This window comes from Natronosalvus halobius (assembly GCF_024138145.1).
Lineage (GTDB): Archaea > Halobacteriota > Halobacteria > Halobacteriales > Natrialbaceae > Natronosalvus > Natronosalvus halobius.
Window position 1 is genome coordinate 2,087,855 of the sequence record NZ_CP099997.1, and the last position, 24,602, is coordinate 2,112,456.

A 24,602-nucleotide genomic window follows, 5' to 3' on the forward strand; every position below is an offset into this window, starting at 1 on the left:
CGGGGCGACCGAGCGATTGGGCGAGGAAACGCCTAGTCGAGCGAGAAGAGACTGCCCAATCCGCCGAGGGCGAGCACGCCGAATACGCCCATGCTGAAGGCGACCAGGATCGCCCCGACCAGCAACAGGAGGGGAGCGAACCCATCGCCGGTAGCGACGTTCGAGAACTGGGTGATCATTTCGACCAGGTTGCTGACGATCGGGTCGAGGAGCGGAACGGAAGCCATGTGCGACGATTGTCAGCGATGGTACTTGGCGATATCGGTCTGGTCGACGGTCGTTCGGACCTGATCGATCGGCGCCGCTCGAGGAGCGCCGTCTATCGCCGCCTCTGGCCAGGATGCTGATTCAGACCCGACTCCAGGACAGCACTCGCCGGCTCGGGTCACGAGTATCGAAACGATGGTCTGGGAACGGCGATTCGGCCTCGACAAACAGTATAAACCTCGGGCGTTCGTATCGCCACGCGTGACCGAGGACAGACGACTCACCGACTACGTCCAGGACGAGGGGTCGTCCGCGTCGGTGACGGATACCGAGGAAGCTGATGCTGAGAAAGCGGATGCCGCGGAATCGGATACCACGAAAGCAGATTCCGAGGAAGCGAGTACCGAAGAAGCTGATTCCGGGGAAACGAGTGCCGAAGAAGCTAATTCCGAGGAAGCATCCGCCGCCGTGTCGTCGGGCGAAACGACTGCCTCGAGTACCCAGAACACGGACGACGCGGACGAATCCGACCCGTCCTCGTCGAGCGACACCGACGCCGGCCGCTCGACGTACGCCTGGGGGACTTACACCTGTGATCGCTGTGACTCGAGCGTCGACCGAGTCTGGCGAGACGACGGCGTACTGGTGTGTCCGTCGTGTAAGGAGTGGTGACCGGTGCGACAATTGTGACTCTACGGTCCTTTCGAGGCCAGTTTCACGCGATAATCGGTGACGAACGGGTTCGGCAGCGGCCGGGTGTCACCTCCAGAAGCTTTATGCTTCCGTCGTTACTTAGTACGAACGCAATGGCGAAAGGTACGGTCGCATTCTTCAACGACACTGGCGGATACGGATTCATCGAAACTGACGACGCAGACGACGACGTGTTCTTCCACATGGAAGACATCGGCGGTCCTGACCTCGAGGAGGGCCAGGAAGTCGAGTTCGACATCGAGCAGGCCGACAAAGGCCCGCGCGCGACGAATCTCGAACGACTCTGAGTCAGTCGAGCCAGACGGAGGTATCGTTTTCTGATCGTTACAACGTGAGTGCCAACAGCGTCGTCGGTCGGACACGGGCGGGTACAACTATTTCCCGCTGGCAATCCGAGAGTCTATCACTCCCATCCCGCCGTCCAGGCGTCGCGGCGCATCGTCGAGCGCCTGTCGACGGACCGAGCCTTACCTGAAAGACACAAAACATATGTCGATCAATTGCACAAGAAGCACTATCGACCGTGTATCCAGGGTATACCCGCTACGCTGGCCTCCAGACACGCAACCACCATGACCGACGCCAATCCTTCATCCCAGCCGGAGACGACGAATCAGCTCGGAACCATCGATCCACTCCCCATCTCAGCCGTCGCGGACGTCGTCGAGACGGTTCGCGAGAACGTGACGCGCGTGATCGTCGGTCACGACGACGAAGTCGACCACGTCATCACCACCATCCTCTCTCGTGGTCACGTGCTCCTCGACGACGTCCCCGGCGTCGGCAAGACGATGCTCGCCCGCTCTATCGCACGCTCGATCGACTGTAGCTTCCGACGGGTCCAGTTCACGCCCGACCTCCTCCCCTCCGACATCACCGGCGTCAACGTCTTCAACCAGAAGACCCGCGAGTTCGAGTTCCAGCACGGCCCCGTCTTCGCGAACGTAGTGCTCGGCGACGAGATCAACCGCGCCCCGCCGAAGACCCAGTCGGCCCTGCTCGAGGCCATGGAGGAACGCCAGGTGACCGTCGACGGCGACACCCGCCCGCTGCCGAACCCGTTCGTCGTCATCGCCACCCAGAACGCCATCGAACCGAACCGGACCTACGAACTCCCGTTCGCGGAAGTCGATCGCTTCATGAAGAAACTCTCGCTCGGCTACCCGAACACCGACGAGGAAGCCGAGATGCTCGGTCGTACGGTCGGTCACCACCCCATCGAGGGGCTCGAGCCAGTCACCGACCTCGAGTCTATCGTACGTGCACGCGAGACGGTGGCTAACGTCGCCGTCGAGCCCCCCGTCCGGGAGTACGCGAGCGAACTGGCCGGCTACACCCGCGAGCACGCCCACATCGGCGCGAGTCCACGCGGCACCATTGCCCTCCTGCGGGCCGCCCAGGCGAGGGCCGTGCTCGACGAGCGGGAGTACGTCATCCCGGACGACATCCAGCACGAGGCGCCGTACGTCTTCGCCCACCGGATCAAGACGAACGCGAACGGCCGCGAGACCGACGGTGCGGCCATCGTCCAGGACGCCCTCGAACACGTCCGCGTGCCATGAGACTCACGCGACGCGGCTGGGGGACCGTCGCCGTCGTCGGCTTCTGTCTCTGGATGGCTGCCAGCTTCGGCTCGCGAGCGCTCAACGCGGTCGTGGCGCCGCTAGCGTTCGTCCTCGTCGCCGGCGTGATCACGGCCGTGCGGGTCGACCGCCCGCGACTCCGACGGGTTCCGACCGGAGAAGGGTATCCAGGTGAGCGACGAACGGTCGAACTCACCGTCGACGTCGAGTCGCCGTTGTCGGCCACCGTCCGAGACAACCTCCCCGACGGCGTGTCCGCAGTCGACGACGGCAACGTTCGGGAGACGACCCTCGTCGACGGCAAATCGCTCACCTACGAGATCGACCTCGAGGGCCGCGGCATCCACGAACTCGGCCCGGTCACGGTCGTCGTCAGCGACGTCTTCGGGCTCATCGAGCAGCGGTTCGAGTACGACCGGACCGACGAGGTGCTGGTCTATCCCCGAGTTCACGACCTCCGGGGCGGCGCGAAACACGACCTGCAGCTGCTTCACGACGCCGTCGGCGCCTACGACCGCGAGGAGTTCGACCACCTCCGCGAGTACACCCGTGGCGATTCTCTTCGAGACATTCACTGGAAGTCCGCCGCCAAACGAGCCGACGACGAACTCGTCGTCAAGGAGTTCGTCGCCGACGGTCGCGTTGGCTCGGTCGACCTCGTCGGCGAGTGCATTCCTGGACGCGACGACGACCTCGCCGCCGCCATCGCCAGCGTGGCGACGTATCTGCTCAGGGAAGACGTCGCCGTCGGCGTCTCGACCGCCGAGGGCACTCTCGAGGCCGACGCGGGCGAACGTCACCACCTCGAGGTGTTGCGACAGCTCGCTGTGGCCGGTCCCGGCGAGCTCGACGACCGCGCTCGACGGGAGGCGGACGTCCTCATCCAGGCGGACGCGTCGGGTGTCCTGGTGCTCGTCGACGGGCACGAAATTCCGTTCGACCGGCTTCGCGGATGTCGCAGGCGTCGCGAACGTCGCGGCGGCGCCGTCGACGAGTCCTCGACCGGATCGACGGCGATAGCCACCGACGGGTCCGGTGGCTCGAGCGCCGACGGGTCTGGCGGGTTCAGTTCCTCCAGTACCTCCGGTGACGATCTCGAGGAGCCTGGTACGGGGGTGTCGGTATGAGCACGCGAACCGTTCCGAACTCGATCGCCACGTCGCTCGAGGGATCGACGACGACGCTCTTTCGAACCCTCGCGCTGGCGGGCGTGCTCGTCCTCCTCGCGGCCATCGTCTTCACGCTGAGTGAGATCACGCGAACCGTCGGCGGCACGCAGTCGCTGTACCTCCTCGTGCTCACGATGGTGATCGCAGCGACGATTCTCGCCCACGCGATCCGACCGCGGACGGCTCTCGCAATCGGCCTGGGCGCGACGGCGATTGGCTTCCTGTACTACCTCGAGGCCGCTGGCTACAATCCGGGAGCCGCAGCCGCTCAGGCCGACAAGTTCATCTCGGACACGATCACGCTCGCGACCGGAATGCCACTGATTCAGATGCTCGAGGCGGGCATCTGGACGCTGGGTTTTGCGCCCGCGCCGGTCTTTCTCACGTGGTACCTCGCGATGCGCGAGCGGTACGTCCTGAGCGTCGTTCCTGGTGGAGTAGCTCTCCTGTTTCTCGTATTGACGACGGACGCTGGCATCGGCGTGACTCTCGTGGGCGTCGTCGGCGGCATCGCCGCGGTCGGGTTCGGCGAACTCGACCGACACGAGGGGTCGATCGCTCAGGCCGACGTCCTGGCGATCATGTTCGCGATCATCGTCTTCCTCTCGATGACCATTACGTTCGTCCCCGGCGGGGCCGCCAGCCCCACGTTCTTGCTCGAGAGCGAGCCGGGCACGCTCGACGGCGCCGTCGACAGCGACCCCGATCGGTCGACAATTACCGGCAGCGTCGACCTCTCGCCGGAGGTTCACTTCACCGTCGTGACGGAGGAGCCGTCTTACTGGCGAACGGGGGTGTACGACCGCTACACGGGTGATTCGTGGGTCAGGAGCGGCCCGGACGCACCCTACGACGACGTCGGCCTTCCCGAACCGGACGGGGAGTACGAGACGGCCAAACACACGATTACCATCGAGCGCCAGTTCGGGGTGATGCCGGTCGCCACTAATCCGACCGCACTCGATGGCGACGTGACGGCACACACGCGCGTGTCCGACCACGGCCAGCCGATGCCCGACGGTCCGCTCATCGCCGGCGACACGTACAACGTCGAGAGCGCGGTCCTCGAGGCCGACCCCACTACCCTCAACGAGGCCGGGACGGAGTATCCCGAGCCGATCACGGAGTACTACCTCCAGATGCCCGAGAGTCGTTCGGACGAGTTCGCCGCGCGAACCGACGAGATCATCGCCGAATCCGACGCGGAGACGCCCTACGAGAAGGCCGCCGCTATCGAACGGTACTTCCAGGACGGCTACGACTACACCCTCGAGGTCGACCGGCCCGGTGGCAACGCCGCCGAGGAATTCCTGCTCGAGATGGACGAGGGCTACTGCGTCTACTTCGCGACGACGATGACCCAGATGCTGCGCTCGGAGGGAATCCCCGCCAGGTACGCCACCGGCTACACCACGGGCCAGCAAGTCGACGACAACGAGTACGTCGTCCGTGGTCTCGATGCCCACGCCTGGGTCGAGGTCTACTTCCCCGACCAGGGCTGGGTCGTCTTCGAGCCGACGCCCTCCTCGTCCCGGGACGCCACTCACCAGGAGCGACTCGAGCAGGCCCGCGAGGACAACGAATCAGGCGTCGACACGGACCAGAGCGAGGACGTTCCCGTCGACGGTCCGGAAGAGAACGAGTCGGTGCCCGACGTCGATGGCGACATCGACGATTTGCTCGATCCGAACGACACCAGCGACGACCCGTCGGGGAACGAGACGAACGACACCAACGACACCAACGATACCCCCGGCGGACCAGGCGGGCCCCAGGATCCGCTCCAGCCCGGCAACCCGTCTGAAGACGGCACGGGCGGCACCGGCGGCGTCGATTCGACCGACGAGGACGAGGAGGACCTGATCCCGTTCGCGCCCGGCGACCTCCTCGTCGGCGTCGCACTCCTGATCGGTCTCGCCGCCGGGGGCCATCGAGCGGGAGTCGGCTCGCTCGTGAGCCGCGAAGTCAGCCGCTACTGGCACGGCTTCCGCAGCGATCCCACCGAGGACACCGTCCGGGCCTACGAGCGTCTCGAACTCGTCCTCGCGCGTCGCTTCCGGCCCCGCAAACGCGGGGAATCGCGACGCCAGTACGTCGATTCGCTCGAGCGGGTCGGCCTGACAGACCCGCGTGCGAGACGCGTGTTGGAGTGTTACGAGCGGGCTCACTACGGCGGTGGGGTCGACGAAGCCACGGCCGACGAGGCCGTCTCGCTGGTCACGGCACTCGCCCGCGAACGGGCGCCGCTCGTCGGTCGGCTGTGGCGCTAGTGGCGTTCCAGGCCCGAACTGATGGGTGAAACCGATAGCGTTCGTCCGGCTTTACTCGTCAGTCGACGCCTGGAAGGGTAATGGATGGTCGAGCCTGGAGAAGAGACGAACCGACACCTCGTATCTGAAGTGATGAGACGAACCGTTATCTCGTATCCGAAGTGATGAGACGAACCGTTATCTCGTATCCGAAGTGATGAGACGGATCGATACCTCGTATTCAGTTCGTCCCATCCATCCGATCGATCAACGCCTCCTGGAACACTCGTTCGTCGTGATTACCAGAGCTGAACCCGCGGCATCCCACACTCTTCACAACAGACCGCGCTGTTGCCCTTGTACTCGGTTCGAACGAGCGAGCCAGCCCGACAGGACGGACAGGGTTCTCCCTCGAGAGCGACCAGTAACTGCCGCCCGTCGTCGATGCGTGTTGCCATAACGTGGGGGTCGCCTCCGCCGAGAGAAACGATTGGGCTTGCCAGTGCAGTCTCCTCACCGCCCCGCCGTGGATCAAAACAGGGTAACCCCTCGAGTCCAAACCTCAGCCGATGACGTTTCATCGGATTTCCCTCGGGAACACCGTCTTCGAGGGAGCCAACAACGCGTATCTGTTCGACGGCGAGGCGACCGTCCTGCTCGATACGGGCGTCGCCGTCCTGGACACCCGGGCCGAACTCGAGACGGGGCTTCGCGAGCAGGCGGTCGAGTTCACGGATCTCGACGCAATCGTCCTCACTCACTATCACGCCGACCACGCCGGACTCGCCGGCGAGATTCAGGCCGAAAGCGGGGCGACCGTCCACGCTCACGCCGCCGACGCACCGCTGATCGCCCACGACCAGGACGCCTGGACCGACCTCGAAACCCGCCAGCGACGACTGTTTGCGGACTGGGGTATGCCGAGTGACGCGCGCGAGGAACTCCTCGAATTTCTCGATACCGGCGAGGGGATGGGGATCTACGGCGAATCCGTCGACGTGACACCGTTCGAGGACGGTGACCACCTCTCGTTCGGCGACCTGGCGCTCGAGGTTCGCCACGCGCCTGGACACACGGCCGGCCTGAGCTGTTTCGTCCCCGCCGACGCACCCGACGAGGTCTACACCGGCGACGCCCTCCTCCCCGAGTACACCCCGAACGTCGGCGGCGCGGACGTCCGCCTCGAGGGAGCACTCTCGGCGTACGTGGAGACGCTCGAGGCGCTGATCGAGGCCGACTACTCGTGCGCCTGGCCAGGTCACCGCGATCCGATCGACGACCCCGCAGGACGTGCTCGCTACATCCTGACTCACCACGAAGAACGCGCCTACCGGGTCGCGAACGTGCTGGCCGACACCGGTCCCGCTGACGCCTGGACGATCAGCGCCCGTCTCTTCGGCGACCTCACCGACATCCACATCCTCCACGGACCCGGCGAGGCGTACGCCCACCTCGAGCACTTGCGTGAACACGGCGCCGTAACTGCCGACCGCGAGACGGGCGGGGCTGACAGCGATGCCGCGAGCATCCACTACCGACTCACCGACGACGGGCGAGCCCAACTCGAATCCCCGACCGACGACCGCTGGCCCCTCTCGGACGCCGTCCGCTGATCTCACATCTCGCCCCGTCCTGGACGAGCCGCTCGACGCGTGACTGTGTTCGAACTGGTCGCGTCAGTCCTCGGTGTAGATTAGTACGGGCCGGCCAGAGCCGTCGCTCACCGGTTAGCGCTCGATAAAATGAAAGTCAGTGGCGTCCCTTACAGGTCGCGGGGCTGGACCGTCTTCCGGTCGTTGTCTTCGGCACGTCGGGCAGCATCCTCGAGCAGCTCGGACACTTCCTCGTCGAGTGCTTCGTAGAAGTCCGAAGCGACGTTTTTGTCATCGAGTGCTTCCTTTACGGCGGCTTTGACGATAAGGTCTGCCATACAGAATACCCGTTCCCGTTTCCCTACTATAAAGGTTCTGTTTGTGAGCGGCGAATTCGGGCTCGAGCGGCCCGATAGAGCGTCTTTACGCACACTACCCACCAGAAAGTATATGTCGAATGAAGTTCCGGGGACCGTCGGACCCCCTCGAATCGGCCCAAACTGCCCTCGAACGCGCTCGCGCGCGCTCTCGAGACGGCCTACCGCCATCCCGGCTGAAGAACGGCGGCCCCGTTCACGGCGTTCGTGGATGTTGGACGACCTCACTGTGGAGGACGACCTCACCGTGGAGGACGACTGCACCGATGGGACCATTCGATCGCGATGGACGTTTCATCTCGTATAACCGCCTGATCTGGTCAGCGATATCACTGAGACGGTTCCGATTCGAACGACCGACGAACCGCTCGTAGTACGGGACAGTGGCTATCAGGACTGGGAGAGACTGGCCGAAGGAGAAACTCACTCGTACACGAAGTACCAACGTGAGAAGAGCCTAGGCCGGGACATATACGAAAGGTTCAATGTCCCACTTATTAAAGATACCCCAATCAACACATGCCGGACATCCGAAAGCAGATCACGAACTTGCACGAAAGGATCCAGGAATCTAATGACATCAGTGAGAAAGATAAGGAACTTCTCATTGCGTTCAGCGACGAACTCGACCTCCTCAAATCCAAATATTCTGACCATCGTCACAACAAACTCCTCCGCCACTGCACCATCATGGCTGAAGAAGCCGGGGAGCTTACCGCGGCACTCGAGGACGAAGACGCCGCGAAAGATATCGTCCGCTGGATCAACCGGACGTACGACAACGAGTACACGAATCACGACTACCGAACGGCCCTTCGCGTCTTCGGCAAACGCGTCACCGAAGGCGGAGACTATCCATCGAGTATCGAGTGGGTTCCGTCCGGGACCTCGAGCAGCCACGATCCTGTTCCCGACCCGGCAGACATGCTCGAGTGGGAAGCAGATATCATACCGATGGTTGACGCAGCGAGAAACTCCCGAGATGCCGCACTCATCACCGTCGCCTTCGACGCGGGGCCTCGAGCGGACGAGCTTCGTAATCTCTCGGTCGGCGACGTGAGTGATGGCGAACACGGACTCCGGATCTGGGTCGACGGGAAGACCGGACAGCGCTCGGTCGATCTCATACCCAGTGTACCGTATCTCAAGCGTTGGCTTAGTGACCATCCAGCACCGGAAGATAGTACAGCGCCACTCTGGTCGAAGCTGAACACCGCTGATGGAATCAGCTATCGGCAGTTCCTGAACTGTTTCAAAGACGCCGCTAAACGAGCCGGCGTCACCAAATCGGTCACCCCGACCAATTTCAGAAAGTCCAACGCGACCTACCTCGCGCGCAAAAGCATGAATCAGGCGTTCATCGAGGATCGCCAAGGACGAAAGCGTGGGAGCGACGCCACTGCTCACTACGTCGCTCGCTTCGGAACCGATAGCGAAGCCGAGTACGCCCGACTCCACGGTCTCGAGGTCGACGAAGAGGAACCCGAGCCGATCGGCCCAGTCGAATGTCCTCGGTGTACCAAGGAAAACCCCCCTCACGAGAGTAAGTGTGTCTGGTGTGGCCAGGTGCTCGAGTACGATGCGGTCGATTCGATCGAAGAGGCACAACGAGACGTCCGGGACGTTGTCCTCCGTCTTGCTAGTGATGACCCCGAAATCCTCACTGACTTCCAACGGAACCGTGAGTTGATGGATCTCTTCGAAAGTGATCCCGATCTCTACGAAGAAGCACAGGAGTTCGTCGAGAGTCTGCCCGACGAATAACGTCATTCGAGGTCGCGCTTTATTCGGTCTAGTTCCGCTTGCACCCGATCGATGGTCTCGACGTTCCCGCTGTTCGCTAGAACCGTTAGTGCGTACGCGCGTGACTCGGAATCTCCGTACGCCAGGAGCCGGCTCAGGAGATCAGTATTCGATTCCGCATAGCGGCGGATTTCGGCGTTACTCATCGGATCACCGCCGTGGTGGGTGGTGTAGTCAGTATGCGGTTCTGCAGTCCCTGAATGCGAGGTGTGTTCGTTGGCATTCTGTTGAGTCTGATTTTCGTATGGTGGTGTGTGGCTGATCTCGAGAGGGTAGAGAGTCTTGCCAGTCACTGACTGGTAGTGATACTCTCGGCCCGATCGAGCGGTCGGTATTGGTCAGAGCCAGAATGGCTCTGTTCAACCGTCTCCGTTCTATCTTCCTGCAACCCAGTGTTGCGGACTTGTACAGGTAGATCGACTCGGACAGACGTATTAAATTCTCACTTCTTGTGGAGGGTGTACTTTCCCCTCAAAAAGCGATAGACTGCATCGCCTAGTTGGTCAATTTGCATAATAATCCAATCCAGATATAATAGGGTGAATTAGCAACTATTCAGATTGAATATTCGCGATCAAAATTGGTGCGCGCGAGGAATTGGTTCTGGCGAATGCTATCCAGTAAGTCCGAATAGGGGTTATCTAACAATATATCTATCACAAGGAGTGACTATATGAGCGAGGCTCGCCAACTCTTTTGGAAAGAACTCAACAATTCGATTAGACGAAGACCCAATACCCCACTTCGTGAAACGACTCGAGCTGATTCAGAGAACGACAACTGGAGACCACAACGTCATTTGACGGATTCGGTTGGCTACAGTTTCAATCTCCCAATGCGAGACAATGAGATCATGGTGTACCTCGTAGCCCGAAGAACACGGAATAGGGAAGCTATTTTTGAACATCTCAGTGAATACCAGGAAGAAATTGCGGGGGCATTCGAGGAACCGTTAGAATGGAGACCGTCTGATGGAATCTACAAGCTCATTCTCAGGCGGAAAGCCGATCTTGAAAATAGAAGAGATGAATGGGAGAATTACTGTGACTGGTTGATCGATCGGGCCGAAAGGCTCTATTTTGCTACTGGCCCCTACCTCGCCGGTTTCGATGCGAAGAAGTGAGTGTTGCTAAAATTACCAACTCCACCAACTTCACCAACTCCTCGTAATGGTCAACGGATGGTTTGCAATCGGGCAGCATCGAACTCTATGCCAGGATGGAATGATCTCCCTGGCCCCAATGTTATTCGACCTCGTACTGGGATCCGTTAAATCGCGAAAAGACGCATCTGAGTCGCCTGAGGTGCATGAAATTACAGTCTAATGGGGGAGAGTCAAGTGATGATAGCCGACTAGCGGTAGTCGGGATTCTTCGATCACATTACCGTTCTCCCAGTTCGAAGGTTGAATGGTCGTTGAGAAGGGCCATATTGACTTTACAACCCGACTAGGAGGAGTCGGGTCTGGAGTTAGCGTTCTATCGCGAAAACAGACACCTCAGTCGATCGAAATAGTCGTATTCGAATTTACGACGACGACAACAAAAATCTCCCGGCTCGACACGAGTCTAAGTACCGATCTTATCGACTATATCGACTCGGGTAACGAGATGTACTCCCTCGGAGACGTTATGGTGTAATCTAGCGGGAGCAATATCGACTACAGGTAGTCGGGTTCTGAGTTCCCCGCTTTATCGCGAAAACCAGTATTTCGGTCGGTCCAAATAGCCATATTCGGATCTACGAGGATCCCAAGAAATAGCCATTATGTGCCCCGGTACGTTACCGATTCTAATGACCGACCTCGTCTACTACCATCATCCCGACGACGAGTAATATTCACTCGCGTACGTGACGCTCGACCGCGACGAGATCGACCCCGACGATGGGAAGGTCGAAAGCTACCAACTCGAGGAAACGGTGCATGTCCTCTACACTAACTCCGGGGCGAGTGGGACAGTCAACGATCCTACCGGAATAGTTCTAAGACCACCCTCTACCCTATACTATCGCCGTGTTGGTTAGGCGGGGTTCAGCATCCGATCAAGCATCTTTCGCCCGTGGCTTTTGTCGGAGTAGAGGGTATCGAAAACCTCTTCGACAGCGATGTAATCTATGCTGTCCTTAGTTTTCGGTTCGTATTCAGCAGGTCCAAATAACACCAACCGAGCGTTCTCATCAGCGTAATTCCGTAGCCTTTGGATCTTCGATTCCAGTTTATTCGTATCTGACTCTTGGGTTACTTGAGCAAGAATACGTTCGCTCGCTGTACCGCCGACAATATCCACGTCACGGAGGGTTCGACCGACGGGAAGCGTCGGGAAATACCCCTCAAATTGCACCCGTAGGAATTCGTTGCAGGCAACCTCTAACTGCTCAGAGGAAAGTGATCCGACTTCTGCTGGGAGTTGTCCCTCTCGGACTACGGCCCGTACCTGGTCTTCTGCAGCCTTCCACCGGCAGAGAGAGTGACCTTGTGGGCGCACTGCAGAAAGAACAGGATGGTCTTTAAACGATACAACGTGTATCATCTCATCATCCATCGAGAGGGTTTTGAATATGCTATCGCCAACGTCTTCCCCAACTGGCTTTGAACCCGGAGGAACGACACCGATCAACATCTCATCTGAGTGAATATCGTAGTCGTTGCCGTAGTAAGCAGCTATAATAACACCTCTTTCACCGAAATCGTTTAACCGCTGAATTTCACTTTGAGCGGTCGAGTTGTCATAATCCGAGGGGTCGGTACTGTATTTTTCACCCCAATGCAAGCCTACCTTCCGTTGGTTCCATAACTTTCTAACGTCCTCTTCAGGTCTTGTTCCGCTAAATTTGTGCCTGAAAAACGCAACGTTCAGGTCAGCAATATTGTAACTCATAGTTACAAATCTGACAGTGGTATATTAAATATATTTGCATTAGCAGAACTGAACATTGGCACGGCTCGGCACACTTTGAGCCTCCCTGCAGTAACACGAATGAACTCAGTCTGAATAAGTCAATTCCTGTGCTCAAACACTCACACTATATAGTAGTTATCACAGAATACCTGGCTACATCGGATATTGGCAAAAACATATATTACCAACATGTACCTTGTCGAAGTATGATTGATCCCGATATTGAGCGCGCACAAATACTCGCCAGACAAGCGAAACACGAGGCAGTCACAGCGGAACGCTTGACTAAAACTAAAATCGGGATCATACGCTATCGACTACACGACGATCCGGTATACCGGCTCCTTCGGTCTGATGAACAGCCTCATTTTTTATTCCACTCAAGTCGCCATACACCCGCGTTCAATGGCCCTTCAGCCCCAAAGAAGATTGAGCGATCGCGTCGGTTTCGGGTGCTTCACCTCATCACTGACTCGAGGTGGGTAATGATCGCTGGAAACCGACGGGGTGATCAGAAACACGAGATCAGACTGGACGAAATCAAAGCCACGAACTACGAAACCGGCAATTCGCTTCGATCGAGAATTTCGAGAAACCTGTTTGCTTTGGAAACTGAAGGCGCTCACTACACAATTCCCCTCTCTAATGACTATGGGGTAACCGCACTCGAAGAGTTGACCGTCTACCTTCAGGAGACTCATGGGGCGATTGCTGGTGGCGTCGCAGTTGATTCGGATGAAGCAGGGTACACAATTGCAGGGAATGATTCGATCGAGTACAGCGAAGCCGATGTCCGCTCGAGGCTCGATCGAGTTCCAGACGCGGCTATGGACGAAGCCAATGAATTACTGGCAAAAACAAACGACCCCGAGACTCTCGTCCCTCAGTTAAACAGGCTCATCGAACGAGAAGAACAATCGAGTCGATCACTGGACGAGATGGTAAGCGAGGCGTCATCAGTTGAAGAACTCCGTCGAGAGCTCGAGACACCGGCAGAACGTGCCCAACGGCGAGCAAAAGAGCGGGCCGAAAAAGGGTTTGAACAGGCCCGTGAGACGTTCAAACAGTCTGACCCGGAAGAAGTCGGGAAATGGGGCGTAAGCGTCGGGCAAGCAGCTCTTCCACTAGCCAGAGTAGCGCCCGGTTCAACACCTTTGTGGCTGGCCGCGTATTTCGTTCTTGGTGGTGCTGCTGGCGTTCACGCTAGCGGGAGTAAAGCGTCACCATTAGCTGAGATAGATCCAGAGGCGCTCGCTGCCCACGTGACCGCGCTAGCACAGGCAGGCAAAGGCCTCGAAAATATCGATGGGGAAGTGACCGGTACGTTACTCGGTGCGTTCACACACCTTGGAACCCAGCTTGCCCCCGAGGAATACGCAAAATGGATCGTCGCCGCCGATCCGGAAGCAATTCTCGCAGGAGCCGAAGCAGGTGCAGAATTCGCAATGAGTGACGATGTCACCGGTAGTCGAAGACAAGGAGCGGTTGCAGGAGCAGGGCTAGGTGCTCTCGGGAGTTATACTACGAATAGCGATTCAGATGCTTTTCGTGAGATACTCGATGCAGACCTCTACGAGCAATATCTGAAAGAGATCGCCAGCGAGAACACTCGAGCGCTCGAGACGTCAACAGAATAATTAGATCGATACTGTTCGTGGAACCAAGACACGTGAATACTATAGGGACGGTCACCAATCGGTACAGTATGTCAACCGGATCACTCGAGGAAACTCTCACAACTGTTCAAGACGAGTTAGGATCACTTGGCGTAGAGGATGCGTTAGCGCGTGAAGTGCTCTCGTATCGACTCCTCATCGAACGATTAGGAGAAGATGGCAACAACGACTGGTGGGATTCTATTGTATTGACCGAAACCGGACGTGACCGGCTCGAAGAGGTAACGCCCAAGACGGCAACGAGGTCTCGTATTGAACTTGCACAGCGCATCGGTCGAAAGGTGGAGCAAGAGCACGTTCCCGAAGATTCACTTTCTCTCTTCTATCTCGGGCCGACAGCCGAATCACAGATCGACGCCGAGCTCGAGAGCGTAGTAGATGAAGAGGAGTCCTTCCAGGTACTCGAATCACTCTCGAAGACGATTGAAGAGCCAGGCTGGTCTGAGCGTCTCGCCAGTGACGCTGAACCCGTTTCGTCGACGACAGACTCGACGATACTGCTCGGCGAGGTTAACGATGAAACAGACCTGAAATCACGAAACACGCTCCGGGACGTTGCCCGTCGGTGTGTACTCGCGTATGGTCAGTCGACTTCAGCCACCCTCCGAGTGCCCTATTACACCATCGACCGATGATGAAACAACCAGTAGATCCGGACGACGTAGAGTACGATTCGTGGATAGCACACAACACGACGTACATTGAGGAGACAAAGCGCATTCTCGAGGAATATGTTGAGCACGAATCGTTCGATGTTGTCAAAGAACGTGTGATTGAGAAGAACATTCTGAACAAGGAGACCAACAAGTATCGAAGGCGCGTCTTTCGTGAGATTGCTCGTCGGTATATTCCTCGCGAAGACGAGTACGTCGAAACCCCGTTGATGCGTGTACTCGCTTCAGACGTCGACGAGTCCGTCAAAGAGTGGATTCTTTATTACGAGTTTTCCCAGAATAGTCTGATCCATCGTGTGACAGTCGATTTCCTGTATCAGAAATATACGTCGGGAGCGCTCCTTATTCAAGCACCCGAAATCCGGGCGTACATCACTGAATTAGGGGAAGATCACCCCGAGATACAGGACTGGTCGCAGAGTACGCTCGAAGAAGCGAGTACGAAGTATCTGAGTTCTCTTAAGAACTTTGGGCTGTTGAAGGGAGTACAGGAAAAAGAGTTTGCGGTGTTCTACGTGCCAGACGAAGCGATCGCGTACGTTTGCTATCGACTATACGGAAGCGATGCTGAAACTGTCGACGAGCTCGTTTCACATCCTGATTGGCGGCTCTTTCTCTTTGACGAAGACGAGGTGCGACGACGACTGCAAGGAATCAGTCCACGGTACGTCCGATACGAAAAACGAGGCAGCACCGAACGGATCGAACCGGTATTCGACGACATTAACGAGGTTATCGATGACTTCGAGTAACGTACAATCGCGAATGGAGGAACTCGAGTCGCTTACGATAGACAACCGTGAACGGATTGGCCGACGGACAGGTGTGCCGTTCATTGTCTTCACGTACGACCCAAAAGATGAGCTCTCCGTCGAAGAGACAATTGATGCATACGTGAAAAAACTCCGGAACCGGAGGCAATCAGTCGAGCTCATCGACATGCGCGATCTCGTCTTTTCCCTCCTCGAGGAGGAACGGATCCTCGATGCCGTGATTGAGAAAGAGCAGGCTGACGAAGGTGAGTTAAGCGAAGGACTCTCTTCTGTTCTTCTTGGCGGTCGAACGGATGAACAGGGACTCATCGCCGAAACGATCAAAAGCCGAATCGGTGATGTCGAGACCGCGGTCGTGTACCGAACCGGTATCTTGTATCCCTTCGCAGGGATTTCCTCGATTCTCATGCAGCTGGAGAACGAGATCGAGACGCCGTTCGTGGTATTCTATCCGGCGGTCAAGGATGACAAGAGTTTAAAATTCCTCGACAAAACAGAGGGAGCATACTACCGCGCTCGGGTGATCTAATATGAGTTCAAACACGATTACGACGATTGAGGACATCTTCTATCGGAAGATCGATCGACACATCAACCGCGTCGTCAAGGTCGAGCAAGACGATACGGAGACGGTTAAACAGGAACTCGACGAGTACGTGCTGACCGGCTCTCTCGAGCAACACTATCTGAAGATTCTGGAAGCGATTCGGGAGACGGAACACAATCCAACTGACGAGACGGGCGTTTGGATCTCCGGTTTCTTTGGGTCAGGGAAGAGCCACTTCATGAAGATCCTCGGCTACGTACTGGAGGATAAGACCCTTCCAGACGGTCGATCGGCGTCAGATGCGTTCAAACCGCGAGCGCAAGACGAGACGCTAAAGGCGACCGTCGACGCCGTGAGCCGAACGTTCGATTCTGAAGTGCTGATGTTCCAAATCGGGTCGCGAACGAGCAGGGCCGGGGAAGATTCGATCACCGACGTCATCAACCGCGAGTTCAATCGGAAACGTGGCTACGCAGAACTCCCGTGGGTCGCTCGACTCGAGGAGGATCTCGAAAACGAAGGGCGATACGAAGCGTTCAAGGAAGCAGTAGAGGCTGAGGACGGTCGAGAGTGGGAAGACGTTCGTCAAACCGCAGCGTTCGTCGAGCCGAAAATCGAACAGGGGCTTATCGATGCCGTTCCCGGCTTCGACGAACAGGACGCGAAAAATGCGATAACGAACGTCAAAGAAGAGCCCGAGATCACTCCTGCTTCGCTGGCGGAACGAATTCTCAATTACGTCGAACAGAAAGAACGGAAGACGGACCAGGACGTGCGCTATTTCGTCTTTCTCGACGAAATTTCGCAGTTCATCGGCGACGACGAACAGATGCTCCTCGAGTTACAGAGCATCGCCGAAGAGTTCGGCCAGCAGGGTATGGGTAAACTGTGGCTCGGCGTCACGTCACAGGAGAAACTCGAGGAACTCGTTCCAGGTGTCCTCGCAAAAAACCTCGAGGAATCAAAGGTCGGGGACCGATTCCCACACCAAACTGACCTAATCTCCGACAACCTCGAGGACGTCGTCCGCGATCGAATTCTACAGAAGAAGGGAGAGGCAATCCCGTCGATCGAGTCGTTGTACGACGAGAACGAGGGAAGGTTGAGTGCCAGGTACAAACTCCATTCGTCCCGTCAGATGGAGTCCATCGAGGAGGAATCCTTCGTAGAATGCTACCCGTTTCTGCCATATCAGCTAGAGATCCTCCCTCAGATCTTCGCCGCTCTTCGAGGAAGAGGGTCAGACGATCGGTTAACGGGACGAGAACGAACACTCATCGACGTTACACAGAGCGTTTTCAACGAACCACACAACCTGCGAGATCGAGAGCTGGGTTCGCTCGCTACGCTCGATCTGGTGTACGAAGAGATCGTCGAGGACATCGACGATGACGATCAGCGGACGATCGCCAACGCGGCCCCACAGGAAGTCGACGAGGAATTAGCACGTCGAGTACTGAAATCACTCTACCTGCTCCAGCGGCTCGACTGGATTCCGAATACGGCAGCGAACGTCGCGACGACACTATACGACGAAATCGGCGACATGAGTGCCCTCGAGAGTCAGATCGAGGAGGTACTCGAGCAGCTAGTCGAGGAGGGGTACGTCGGCCGAAGCGAGGAGGGGTATCGGTTCCTGCAAGAATCCGAACGAAAACTCGAAGACGAAATCGCCTCGGTCAACGTAAACGAAGGCGAAATCCGCCGTCGATCAAAAGCGTTCGTCCGCGAGAGCCTGGACAACGCCGATACGGTTCGGTACCGAGAACAGGCGTTTTCCCTCTCGATTGAGGCTGATGGTGAGCAACTTTCGGACAAAGGGTACATTCATCTCCATGCGTACTCGCCCGTTCATCAGCAGTACGAGGAGGTCGATCCGCGGACACTGAAGACCCAGAGTTTCGACCAGGGGGACACGATTTACTGGATCGCCGACGACAGCGATGCAGACGACATCAAGAGTCGAATCAAGCGCATTACCCAGATCGAGCAGATCGTTTCCGAGAAACGAGGCCAGCAAACCAGTGCCGAAGAGCAGGAAGCACTCGACCAGAAGAAGGAAGATCTCACACGGATGCGTCGAAGCGTCGAGCGAGACATTGATGCCGGTTTCCAGACGGGGACGCTGATCTATCACGGCACCGAGACGAATCTGGAGGAGTCTGGCACGCGACTTGATCGAATCGTCCAGGATCCGGCTCGAGACGCGGTTGAACGTGTCTTCACCAAACTCGATGACGGGTTAGGAAGCGTAAGCAACCGGAATATCGAAGCTCTATTCGGTGATATCGAAGGGCGGTCGAACCCGGCAGTGTTCAAAGAACTGAATATCGTCATCAACGGCGAATTGAATCCGGAAGCTCGGATCGCAAGTGAGGTGGCCGACGAGATCGACGCTCGAGAGAAAACCGGTGACGTACCCACCGGGAAAGCGCTGATCGAACATTTCGAGGAACCACCGTATGGATGGAGTCGCGACGTGGTCAGGCTCGCGGCTGCCGTGCTGTTCCGGAACGGTTCGATCATGGCGATCTACAAGGAGCAAACGTTCGACAGTTACGTCGACGACGGTGCACAGGAGGTGTTCACACAGATTTCGAAGTTCCGGGATGCCTCCTTCAAGGAACGTGAGACGGTCGACCCCGAAGTTCGAAACGAAGCGAAACAGACCCTGGACATCCTGTTCGATAAAAAGGTCAAACAAACCGATCAAGAAGTCGCACAGGGGATTTCGGAGGTCTCGAGTGAGTGGATTGAGAAGTGCAAAGAGCGGCAGACGAAACTCGACGACGCCTTCTTCCCGCTCCGCGATGAAGCAAAGCGGCTCGTTACCATACTCGAAGGGATCCGCGGTAAAGGTACGTCTGCCGCAAAGATCAACGCGTTCCTCGAGCACAAGGACGAACTGGAAGATCTAGTCGATACGGTGAAGAAAATCGTCCAGTTCGACCAGTCTGGCAAACTCGAGAAGTACGCCATCTATCGTGAGTTCCTCGAAAACGAGTGGGAAGAGTTCAAAACGCTCGAACAGACGTCGTCGTTCGTCGAGATTAGCGACGACGTCCACGAGGCAGCTAGGCAACTCGAGGGTGAGATCGATTCGACGGCGATCATGGAGAACTGGTCGAACGTCGAGACGGATTATCACACGATCGCTAACGCCTACGCTCGAACGTACGAGGATCTCTACACGAAACGGTACGAGTTGTACTCCCGTGCAGCCGACGACGTCCGTGCTCTGGGTGCTGACCTCGACAACGACGACCTGGAGACCGCGGTCGAGCCGTTGACGAGCCGGATGGGGAATGCATCGATTTCCATCGATGTCGATGGACGTTCGCACCTGAACCTCAATCCGAGTCTCAAACAGTTGAGTGAGTACCTCCAGACCGTCGACTCTTATCGCCGGACGGCTCGGGATCTCGTCGATAAACTTCGACCAGAAGACGAGAACGTCACCCACCACCGTGTCGAACTCGAGGAATTCTTTGGTGGGGTCGTCGTGAGTGAGGAATCCGACCTCGATGCGCCAATTGACCGGCTTCGGACGGAAGTGCTCGAATTACTCGAGGAGGAAGGAGAGGTCGAGGTACACTTCGAGTAATTAGAGTCCATTGTACGTTCTTCATTTCAGATTGTGTGTACCACTGTCGTCTTTCCGGCAGAGATTATGTGACGAATTTGAGGGTGTGGATGTATAGGTTTAATTCAACAAGAGATACAACTCCAATCTCATGGTCGACGAGATCCCGGAGGAATTACGAAGTGATATCGAATCTTTCTTCGAAGAGTATGATCCATCGTTAAAAGATTTGATCTTTCTTCAGGTTGAAGTGCTTATTGAAGAAGCAGAGGACGAGTTTTTGGAAGAATGGGAAAAATCCGACGAGGAGGCTAATATATACAGCAAACCGTATGAATCTGATGGCGCGATGATCTGGCGGCTTACCGAACAGATAGGGATTGACGCCGATTTTGTGACCTGGTGGTTGGCAGCTATCTCCTTCAACGACGACGGCGGGCCTTTCTACTTGGTTCATGAACGATCTGACCAAATCAGGCTGAGCGGCGTTAAACTCGAGGATTTACCGAGGCTTGCGGAGGGCTTTCAGGCCGTTGAAAAGCATTGGTTAGAGGAAAGAGACCAACAGAAAGTAGAGGAAACCCGGCAAGAAGGAACGTCCCTTCCAGCAGTATCTGAGATCCCACCAGCAAAATTCACAGATGACGATTGGGAGTGGATTTTGGATTCCAAAGCAGCGAAAAGTGGGGGAGATACGTTAGCGATTAGGCGAGCCCCAGTACTCGATCAAGGTTCGCTCAGCACCTATGTTCTTGAACGGCGAAACGCTTCCAAAGATGACAGTTCAATTCCGATCGGGGCATTTTGGGGCCATCACGGTGGATTCTTTCAGAGCGCCATCGAAGAGGCATATGATCGGTTAATATAATTTTGTATCCGGCAAGGTAGATAGTCAGGTCGGCGAAACACTAGATTGATACGGATGCTGTCTGTGTTAGGTATCATACTGTGTCGGGGATGACACCATCGTTCCCGAACCAACGGACATACATCTACTATGGCAGCTACGACCCATCAGAACGGCCTCAGTGCGGACGATCGATCAGACATTCGAAGTACCATCCTGAGCGCGCGATCGACACTCGAGGAGGAGTTCGAACGCCAACTCGAGCGCTACGGCATTTACGACGACGATCGTGTGCCGGTGAATTCGCTCTCACACCTCTCAGTGGAAGATATCGCGACCCGAAAGGAGATTGACGCGGCGTTAGAACGCGAACTCGAGGCAACTGACGGACTCTACGGCCGAGCCTACCAGAACTACATCCGCGAGGCGACCAAGGAGTATCTCAACCGCTTCGTGGGGATGAAGACGATCGAGGCGCGGGAGCTGGTCACCGAAACCCTCCGTAGGCGACCGGAGTACGGTGGACGGTCGTACATGCACTACACCGTCGACGAGATTGCAGGGGAGTTGACTGACGCAACCGACGACGGCCTCGGGGCTGCTCTGGATCTTGCCTACCAGGAGATCGGCTCGGAGATCCGAGTGTTATTCGATGGCTCCGACTACACAGCCCTCGAGCCGGATTTCGCGATTCGACGGGAGATTCTTGAGGAACTCGACAAGCTCGGTGATGACGTATGGCAGTCAGACGAGGCGATGGGCTGGGTGTATCAGTTTTTCGGAGAGAACGAACGAGAGGAGATCGACCAGCGGATCAACGATGAGAACTACAAAGTGCAAGATACGGACGTAGCGACGAAGACCCAGTTGTTCACGCCGCGCTACATCGTCGAGTGGATGGTTGACAACTCGCTGGGACGATTGTGGCTCGAGATGCACGGCGACAAGACGAATATTGACGACGAAGACAAGTGCTTCCACCTCGCGCCGCTCGAAAAGTCGTTGATCGACCGCGACGTGAAAGACGTGCGTGAGATCAAGGTGCTGGATCCAGCGTGTGGCAGCGGTCACATGCTGTTCTATGCTTTTGACGTATTATACGAGATGTATCTCGAGCAGAGTGATATCCCTGAAAGCCACATCCCGCGGGAGATTTTGAAGCAAAATCTCTATGGGGTCGACATTGATGAAGGGGCGGCCCAGATCGCAGCCCTAGCTCTGTACGTGAAGGCGAAGAGCCACGCACCGGAGGTAGCTATCGAAGGGATGAATATCGTCTCGGCAAACGCGGTGCTCATTAACGGCGATAAGAAACGGCAAGTACTCGAAAGAGCGGATTCGGAACTCGAACGACGTGTCCTCGAGCAGGTCTGGGCGAGTTTTGAACATATTCGCGAGTGGGGGAGTCTTGTCCGGATCGAGGAGCAGATCGAAGCGATCATCGAAGAAGAAATCGAGGAAGTCAAGGCGACGGGCCAGACCCGGTTTACACACGACGGGCTGGCAAAGCAGTCGTCCGTAATGTCGTACTCAGGTGAGGAGGAATCGTGGGAGCAGGTGAAAGTGGGGCTGCTCGAACAAGTTACTGCGCTAGCTGAGGAAGCTCTGGAGCAGAACGACCCGATCGAAGAACTGTTCGCGAACGAGGTTGAAAAAAGCGTCCAGTTGGTTGATCTCTTTCTTCACAAGTACGATATCGTCATCTCTAATCCGCCGTATTTGGGCAGCGGAAAAATGAGCGAAAGCTTGAAGGAATACGTGTACGACAACTACCCGGATTCGAAAAGTGACGTATATGGAGCGTTTATCGAACGGTGTTGGGATTTTTCCAAGGAAGATGGCTATGCGACGCTAGTGACGCCTGAAAACTTCATGTTCCAGTACCATTTCAGAAATCTTAGATCTACGCTGATTGACAATGTAGAAGTCATAGAAGGAGCACACTTATCGGGGTACAGCTTTTCGATGAAAGATCGGCCGTTCACCATCCCATTTGTGATCAGAAATAGCGCTCCTTCTGATCTCGCTAAATCTCGATTCTACCGATTAACACATGAACAAGTGGAGTACTCCGGATACGAGGAGAAGATTGACGGACTAACTGAAGTGACGAAATCCCTACGGCAGGGCAGAAATCACGAAGATGTCACTGTTGTAAATCAGCGTAATTTCAAAAAGATACGAAGGAGTCCGTTCGTTTATTGGTTTGGTAACGATATTTTGAATCTATTTAGCGAACATCATCAACTGGGCGATGTGTATGACGTTGTGAAAGGGCTCGAAACCGGCGACGACGACACGTACACCAGAAACTGGTGGGAGGTTCCCGAGAATCGGATTGGAGAGAAATACGCCTGGCTCATGCACGGGGGCGACTATAACAGATACCACGATTCCACGGAAAAGCTAGTGCTGTGGGAGAATGACGGGAAAGAAATAAAAGAATTTGGAAAAAGTTATCCGCGGAATACCGATTACTATCGAAAACACGGTATTACCTTTAGACGTCTGAGCAAGTATTTCACTGCACGGATCCACCGCGAAAACCACCTGTTTAGCCACGCTGCACACTTCATTCACACCGGAGACGAAGACACAGATCTCTCGTTACTCGGATATCTCAACTCGTCTCTGGTGAGATACATAATGAACGGCATAAACCCCGGAATTGACTTTCAAGTAGGCGATGCGAAAAACATACCGGTAAAGGATGACCACGTCAGCAGGAAACTGACCGCGCTCTCAACATACGGCATTCAAGCGCAAACTCAGAAATTTAGAACAATAGAATCAAAATACGAGTTTGATTCGTCAAATTTCATTGACTCCTCAGAGGATCTCCTCTTCTTACATGATGTGCTGGAGTCAGACATCGAGATTGTCTCGGGGTTGATTGATAAGGCAGTGTTCGAGGAGTACGCTATACCGGACAGCGTGCGGAGGAAATTGTACGAAGACCTCCCCTCGAACTTGGCCGTACTCCCACATATAGCCAACGCCGGAGAATTAGAAACGGGCGAAAAGCCATTCAGAGAGCACGTCGACGTCGAAAAACTCTCTGACAAGGAGTATGAGAGGCTGCTCTCCGAAATCGAATCGGCGGATGAAGAAGACGTCCGTTCTTTAGCCGAAAAACTCAACGTCTCCCCGTATACCATCGCGATGGCGCGGAGGAACCACAGCCTGTACTCGAATGACAGGGTAAAAGAGTCCGCTGGTCGTCTCCTTTCGTATTATTTCGGCGTCCTCTTCAAACGTTGGGACAACCTCGAGAACCAAATCACCCCTACCGAAGATGGCATTCTCGTCTTCGACAATCAGTTTGACAACAACGTCACCGATCGTATCCGCGAGTGCATCGAGGCTACCTTCGACGACGTCTACGAGAAGGAAGCCGAGATTGAGGAACTGCTCAATAAGGACATGACCGACTGGCTCCGCGAGAACTTTTTCCGCTATCACCACACGAAGGAGTACCGCCGTCGCGGCCAACGCATCCCCATCTACTGGCACCTCGAGAGCAACGATGGGGCGTTCAGTTGTTTCCTCTACTACCACGCGATGGATGCCGACACCCTTCCCAAGCTTCGGGGCCAGTACGTCGACGCCAAGATCGAAACGCTCGAGAACCGCCTCGAAAGCATCGAAAGCCGGCTCGACCGAGCCGGCGGCGACCAGCAACGGGAACTCAACACGGAACTCGAGGAGGTGCAGGAACAACTCGACGATATTCGGGACTTCGGGGACCGGCTCGACGAACTGATCGACGATGGGTTCGAGCCGGACTTCGAAGCCGGGATCTGGGAGAATATTCAGAAGGTGGACGAGTACGATCTACTGCAGACGGAACTTGATAAACTCTGACTCGCTCGAGTAGTCTTTGGGCTGACCGCCTGGGTCGACCGCGA

Annotated in this window: 20 protein-coding genes; 15 read left to right on the plus strand and 5 right to left on the minus strand. The window is 56.4% G+C overall.

Annotation, left to right across the window (positions count from 1 at the left end):
- Nucleotides 1–32 precede the first annotated feature (32 nt).
- Nucleotides 33–227 (minus strand): DUF8024 family protein, encoded by a 195-nt coding sequence (locus NGM15_RS10295; protein WP_253430430.1) that lies wholly within the window; start codon nucleotides 225–227, stop codon nucleotides 33–35.
- 241 nt (nucleotides 228–468) lie between these two features.
- Between NGM15_RS10295 and NGM15_RS18800 the strand changes: the two genes are divergently transcribed.
- The 5 genes from NGM15_RS18800 to NGM15_RS10320 all read left to right on the plus strand — a co-directional run bounded on the left by NGM15_RS18800 (nucleotide 469) and on the right by NGM15_RS10320 (nucleotide 5,943).
- Nucleotides 469–879, plus strand: a complete 411-nt coding sequence (locus NGM15_RS18800; protein ID WP_311136443.1) for a DUF7573 domain-containing protein — start codon at nucleotides 469–471, stop codon at nucleotides 877–879.
- Between the two features lie 134 nt (nucleotides 880–1,013).
- On the plus strand, nucleotides 1,014–1,208 hold the full coding sequence (locus NGM15_RS10305) for a cold-shock protein (protein WP_253430432.1): 195 nt from the start codon (nucleotides 1,014–1,016) through the stop codon (nucleotides 1,206–1,208).
- Nucleotides 1,209–1,493: 285 nt separating this feature from the next.
- Entirely contained in the window at nucleotides 1,494–2,483 is a 990-nt protein-coding gene (locus NGM15_RS10310) for an AAA family ATPase (protein ID WP_253430435.1), read from the plus strand.
- Entirely contained in the window at nucleotides 2,480–3,631 is a 1,152-nt protein-coding gene (locus tag NGM15_RS10315; RefSeq protein WP_253430438.1) for a DUF58 domain-containing protein, read from the plus strand. The genes NGM15_RS10310 and NGM15_RS10315 overlap by 4 nt, the downstream gene beginning before the upstream one ends.
- Entirely contained in the window at nucleotides 3,628–5,943 is a 2,316-nt protein-coding gene (locus NGM15_RS10320) for a transglutaminase TgpA family protein (RefSeq protein ID WP_253430441.1), read from the plus strand. Before NGM15_RS10315 ends, NGM15_RS10320 begins: the two co-directional genes overlap by 4 nt.
- A 278-nt stretch (nucleotides 5,944–6,221) precedes the next feature.
- Here the strand turns inward: NGM15_RS10320 and NGM15_RS10325 are convergent, their stop codons facing one another.
- Nucleotides 6,222–6,380, minus strand: coding sequence for an HVO_A0556 family zinc finger protein (locus tag NGM15_RS10325; RefSeq protein WP_253430444.1), 159 nt, complete (start codon nucleotides 6,378–6,380; stop codon nucleotides 6,222–6,224).
- Between the two features lie 111 nt (nucleotides 6,381–6,491).
- On the opposite strand from NGM15_RS10325, the gene NGM15_RS10330 reads away from it, so the two are divergent.
- Nucleotides 6,492–7,535, plus strand: a complete 1,044-nt coding sequence (locus tag NGM15_RS10330) for an MBL fold metallo-hydrolase (RefSeq protein WP_253430447.1) — start codon at nucleotides 6,492–6,494, stop codon at nucleotides 7,533–7,535.
- Nucleotides 7,536–7,684: 149 nt separating this feature from the next.
- Here NGM15_RS10330 and NGM15_RS10335 read toward each other — a convergent pair whose 3' ends face one another.
- Nucleotides 7,685–7,852, minus strand: a complete 168-nt coding sequence (locus NGM15_RS10335) for a DUF1931 family protein (protein ID WP_253430449.1) — start codon at nucleotides 7,850–7,852, stop codon at nucleotides 7,685–7,687.
- Nucleotides 7,853–8,581: 729 nt separating this feature from the next.
- Between NGM15_RS10335 and NGM15_RS10340 the strand changes: the two genes are divergently transcribed.
- Nucleotides 8,582–9,655 carry a tyrosine-type recombinase/integrase gene (locus tag NGM15_RS10340; protein ID WP_253430451.1) on the plus strand — a complete coding sequence of 358 codons (1,074 nt, stop codon included), beginning with the start codon at nucleotides 8,582–8,584 and terminating at the stop codon, nucleotides 9,653–9,655.
- 2 nt (nucleotides 9,656–9,657) lie between these two features.
- On the opposite strand, the gene NGM15_RS10345 is transcribed toward NGM15_RS10340, so the two are convergent.
- The gene (locus tag NGM15_RS10345) at nucleotides 9,658–9,840 is read right to left on the minus strand and encodes a hypothetical protein (RefSeq protein ID WP_253430454.1); all 183 of its coding nucleotides are present in this window, start codon (nucleotides 9,838–9,840) and stop codon (nucleotides 9,658–9,660) included.
- 527 nt (nucleotides 9,841–10,367) lie between these two features.
- On the opposite strand from NGM15_RS10345, the gene NGM15_RS10350 reads away from it, so the two are divergent.
- Entirely contained in the window at nucleotides 10,368–10,817 is a 450-nt protein-coding gene (locus NGM15_RS10350) for a DUF4268 domain-containing protein (RefSeq protein ID WP_253430457.1), read from the plus strand.
- Between the two features lie 898 nt (nucleotides 10,818–11,715).
- Here NGM15_RS10350 and NGM15_RS10355 read toward each other — a convergent pair.
- A complete protein-coding gene (locus tag NGM15_RS10355) occupies nucleotides 11,716–12,573 on the minus strand; it encodes a hypothetical protein (protein WP_253430460.1) in 858 nt (285 codons plus the stop codon).
- A gap of 506 nt (nucleotides 12,574–13,079) precedes the next feature.
- Between NGM15_RS10355 and NGM15_RS10360 the strand changes: the two genes are divergently transcribed.
- The 7 genes from NGM15_RS10360 (at nucleotide 13,080) to pglX (ending at nucleotide 24,558) form a co-directional block, all read left to right on the plus strand.
- A complete protein-coding gene (locus tag NGM15_RS10360; RefSeq protein ID WP_253430462.1) occupies nucleotides 13,080–14,231 on the plus strand; it encodes a hypothetical protein in 1,152 nt (383 codons plus the stop codon).
- Nucleotides 14,232–14,299: 68 nt separating this feature from the next.
- Nucleotides 14,300–14,905, plus strand: coding sequence for a BrxE family protein (locus NGM15_RS10365; RefSeq protein WP_253430465.1), 606 nt, complete (start codon nucleotides 14,300–14,302; stop codon nucleotides 14,903–14,905).
- Nucleotides 14,905–15,696 carry a BrxA family protein gene (locus tag NGM15_RS10370; protein WP_253430467.1) on the plus strand — a complete coding sequence of 264 codons (792 nt, stop codon included), beginning with the start codon at nucleotides 14,905–14,907 and terminating at the stop codon, nucleotides 15,694–15,696. Before NGM15_RS10365 ends, NGM15_RS10370 begins: the two co-directional genes overlap by 1 nt.
- Nucleotides 15,697–15,709: 13 nt before the next feature.
- A complete protein-coding gene (locus NGM15_RS10375) occupies nucleotides 15,710–16,246 on the plus strand; it encodes a BREX protein BrxB domain-containing protein (protein WP_253430470.1) in 537 nt (178 codons plus the stop codon).
- A gap of 1 nt (nucleotide 16,247) precedes the next feature.
- The gene (gene brxC, locus NGM15_RS10380) at nucleotides 16,248–19,868 is read left to right on the plus strand and encodes a BREX system P-loop protein BrxC (protein ID WP_253430473.1); all 3,621 of its coding nucleotides are present in this window, start codon (nucleotides 16,248–16,250) and stop codon (nucleotides 19,866–19,868) included.
- Between the two features lie 130 nt (nucleotides 19,869–19,998).
- Nucleotides 19,999–20,715, plus strand: coding sequence for a hypothetical protein (locus NGM15_RS10385; RefSeq protein WP_253430475.1), 717 nt, complete (start codon nucleotides 19,999–20,001; stop codon nucleotides 20,713–20,715).
- Between the two features lie 129 nt (nucleotides 20,716–20,844).
- Nucleotides 20,845–24,558 (plus strand): BREX-1 system adenine-specific DNA-methyltransferase PglX, encoded by a 3,714-nt coding sequence (gene pglX, locus NGM15_RS10390; RefSeq protein ID WP_253430477.1) that lies wholly within the window; start codon nucleotides 20,845–20,847, stop codon nucleotides 24,556–24,558.
- Nucleotides 24,559–24,602 lie beyond the last annotated feature (44 nt).

Excerpts from the sequence above, each read along its gene's own strand:
- NGM15_RS10295 (WP_253430430.1), bottom strand. The coding sequence starts at position 227 with ATGGCTTCCGTTCCGCTCCTCGACCCGATCGTCAGCAACCTGGTCGAA.
- NGM15_RS10305 (WP_253430432.1), top strand. The coding sequence starts at position 1,014 with ATGGCGAAAGGTACGGTCGCATTCTTCAACGACACTGGCGGATACGGA.
- NGM15_RS10310 (WP_253430435.1), top strand. The coding sequence starts at position 1,494 with ATGACCGACGCCAATCCTTCATCCCAGCCGGAGACGACGAATCAGCTC.
- NGM15_RS10315 (WP_253430438.1), top strand. The coding sequence starts at position 2,480 with ATGAGACTCACGCGACGCGGCTGGGGGACCGTCGCCGTCGTCGGCTTC.
- NGM15_RS10320 (WP_253430441.1), top strand. The coding sequence starts at position 3,628 with ATGAGCACGCGAACCGTTCCGAACTCGATCGCCACGTCGCTCGAGGGA.
- NGM15_RS10325 (WP_253430444.1), bottom strand. The coding sequence starts at position 6,380 with ATGGCAACACGCATCGACGACGGGCGGCAGTTACTGGTCGCTCTCGAG.
- NGM15_RS10330 (WP_253430447.1), top strand. The coding sequence starts at position 6,492 with ATGACGTTTCATCGGATTTCCCTCGGGAACACCGTCTTCGAGGGAGCC.
- NGM15_RS10335 (WP_253430449.1), bottom strand. The coding sequence starts at position 7,852 with ATGGCAGACCTTATCGTCAAAGCCGCCGTAAAGGAAGCACTCGATGAC.
- NGM15_RS10340 (WP_253430451.1), top strand. The coding sequence starts at position 8,582 with ATGGCTGAAGAAGCCGGGGAGCTTACCGCGGCACTCGAGGACGAAGAC.
- NGM15_RS10345 (WP_253430454.1), bottom strand. The coding sequence starts at position 9,840 with ATGAGTAACGCCGAAATCCGCCGCTATGCGGAATCGAATACTGATCTC.
- NGM15_RS10350 (WP_253430457.1), top strand. The coding sequence starts at position 10,368 with ATGAGCGAGGCTCGCCAACTCTTTTGGAAAGAACTCAACAATTCGATT.
- NGM15_RS10355 (WP_253430460.1), bottom strand. The coding sequence starts at position 12,573 with ATGAGTTACAATATTGCTGACCTGAACGTTGCGTTTTTCAGGCACAAA.
- NGM15_RS10360 (WP_253430462.1), top strand. The coding sequence starts at position 13,080 with ATGATCGCTGGAAACCGACGGGGTGATCAGAAACACGAGATCAGACTG.
- NGM15_RS10365 (WP_253430465.1), top strand. The coding sequence starts at position 14,300 with ATGTCAACCGGATCACTCGAGGAAACTCTCACAACTGTTCAAGACGAG.
- NGM15_RS10370 (WP_253430467.1), top strand. The coding sequence starts at position 14,905 with ATGAAACAACCAGTAGATCCGGACGACGTAGAGTACGATTCGTGGATA.
- NGM15_RS10375 (WP_253430470.1), top strand. The coding sequence starts at position 15,710 with ATGGAGGAACTCGAGTCGCTTACGATAGACAACCGTGAACGGATTGGC.
- brxC (WP_253430473.1), top strand. The coding sequence starts at position 16,248 with ATGAGTTCAAACACGATTACGACGATTGAGGACATCTTCTATCGGAAG.
- NGM15_RS10385 (WP_253430475.1), top strand. The coding sequence starts at position 19,999 with ATGGTCGACGAGATCCCGGAGGAATTACGAAGTGATATCGAATCTTTC.
- pglX (WP_253430477.1), top strand. The coding sequence starts at position 20,845 with ATGGCAGCTACGACCCATCAGAACGGCCTCAGTGCGGACGATCGATCA.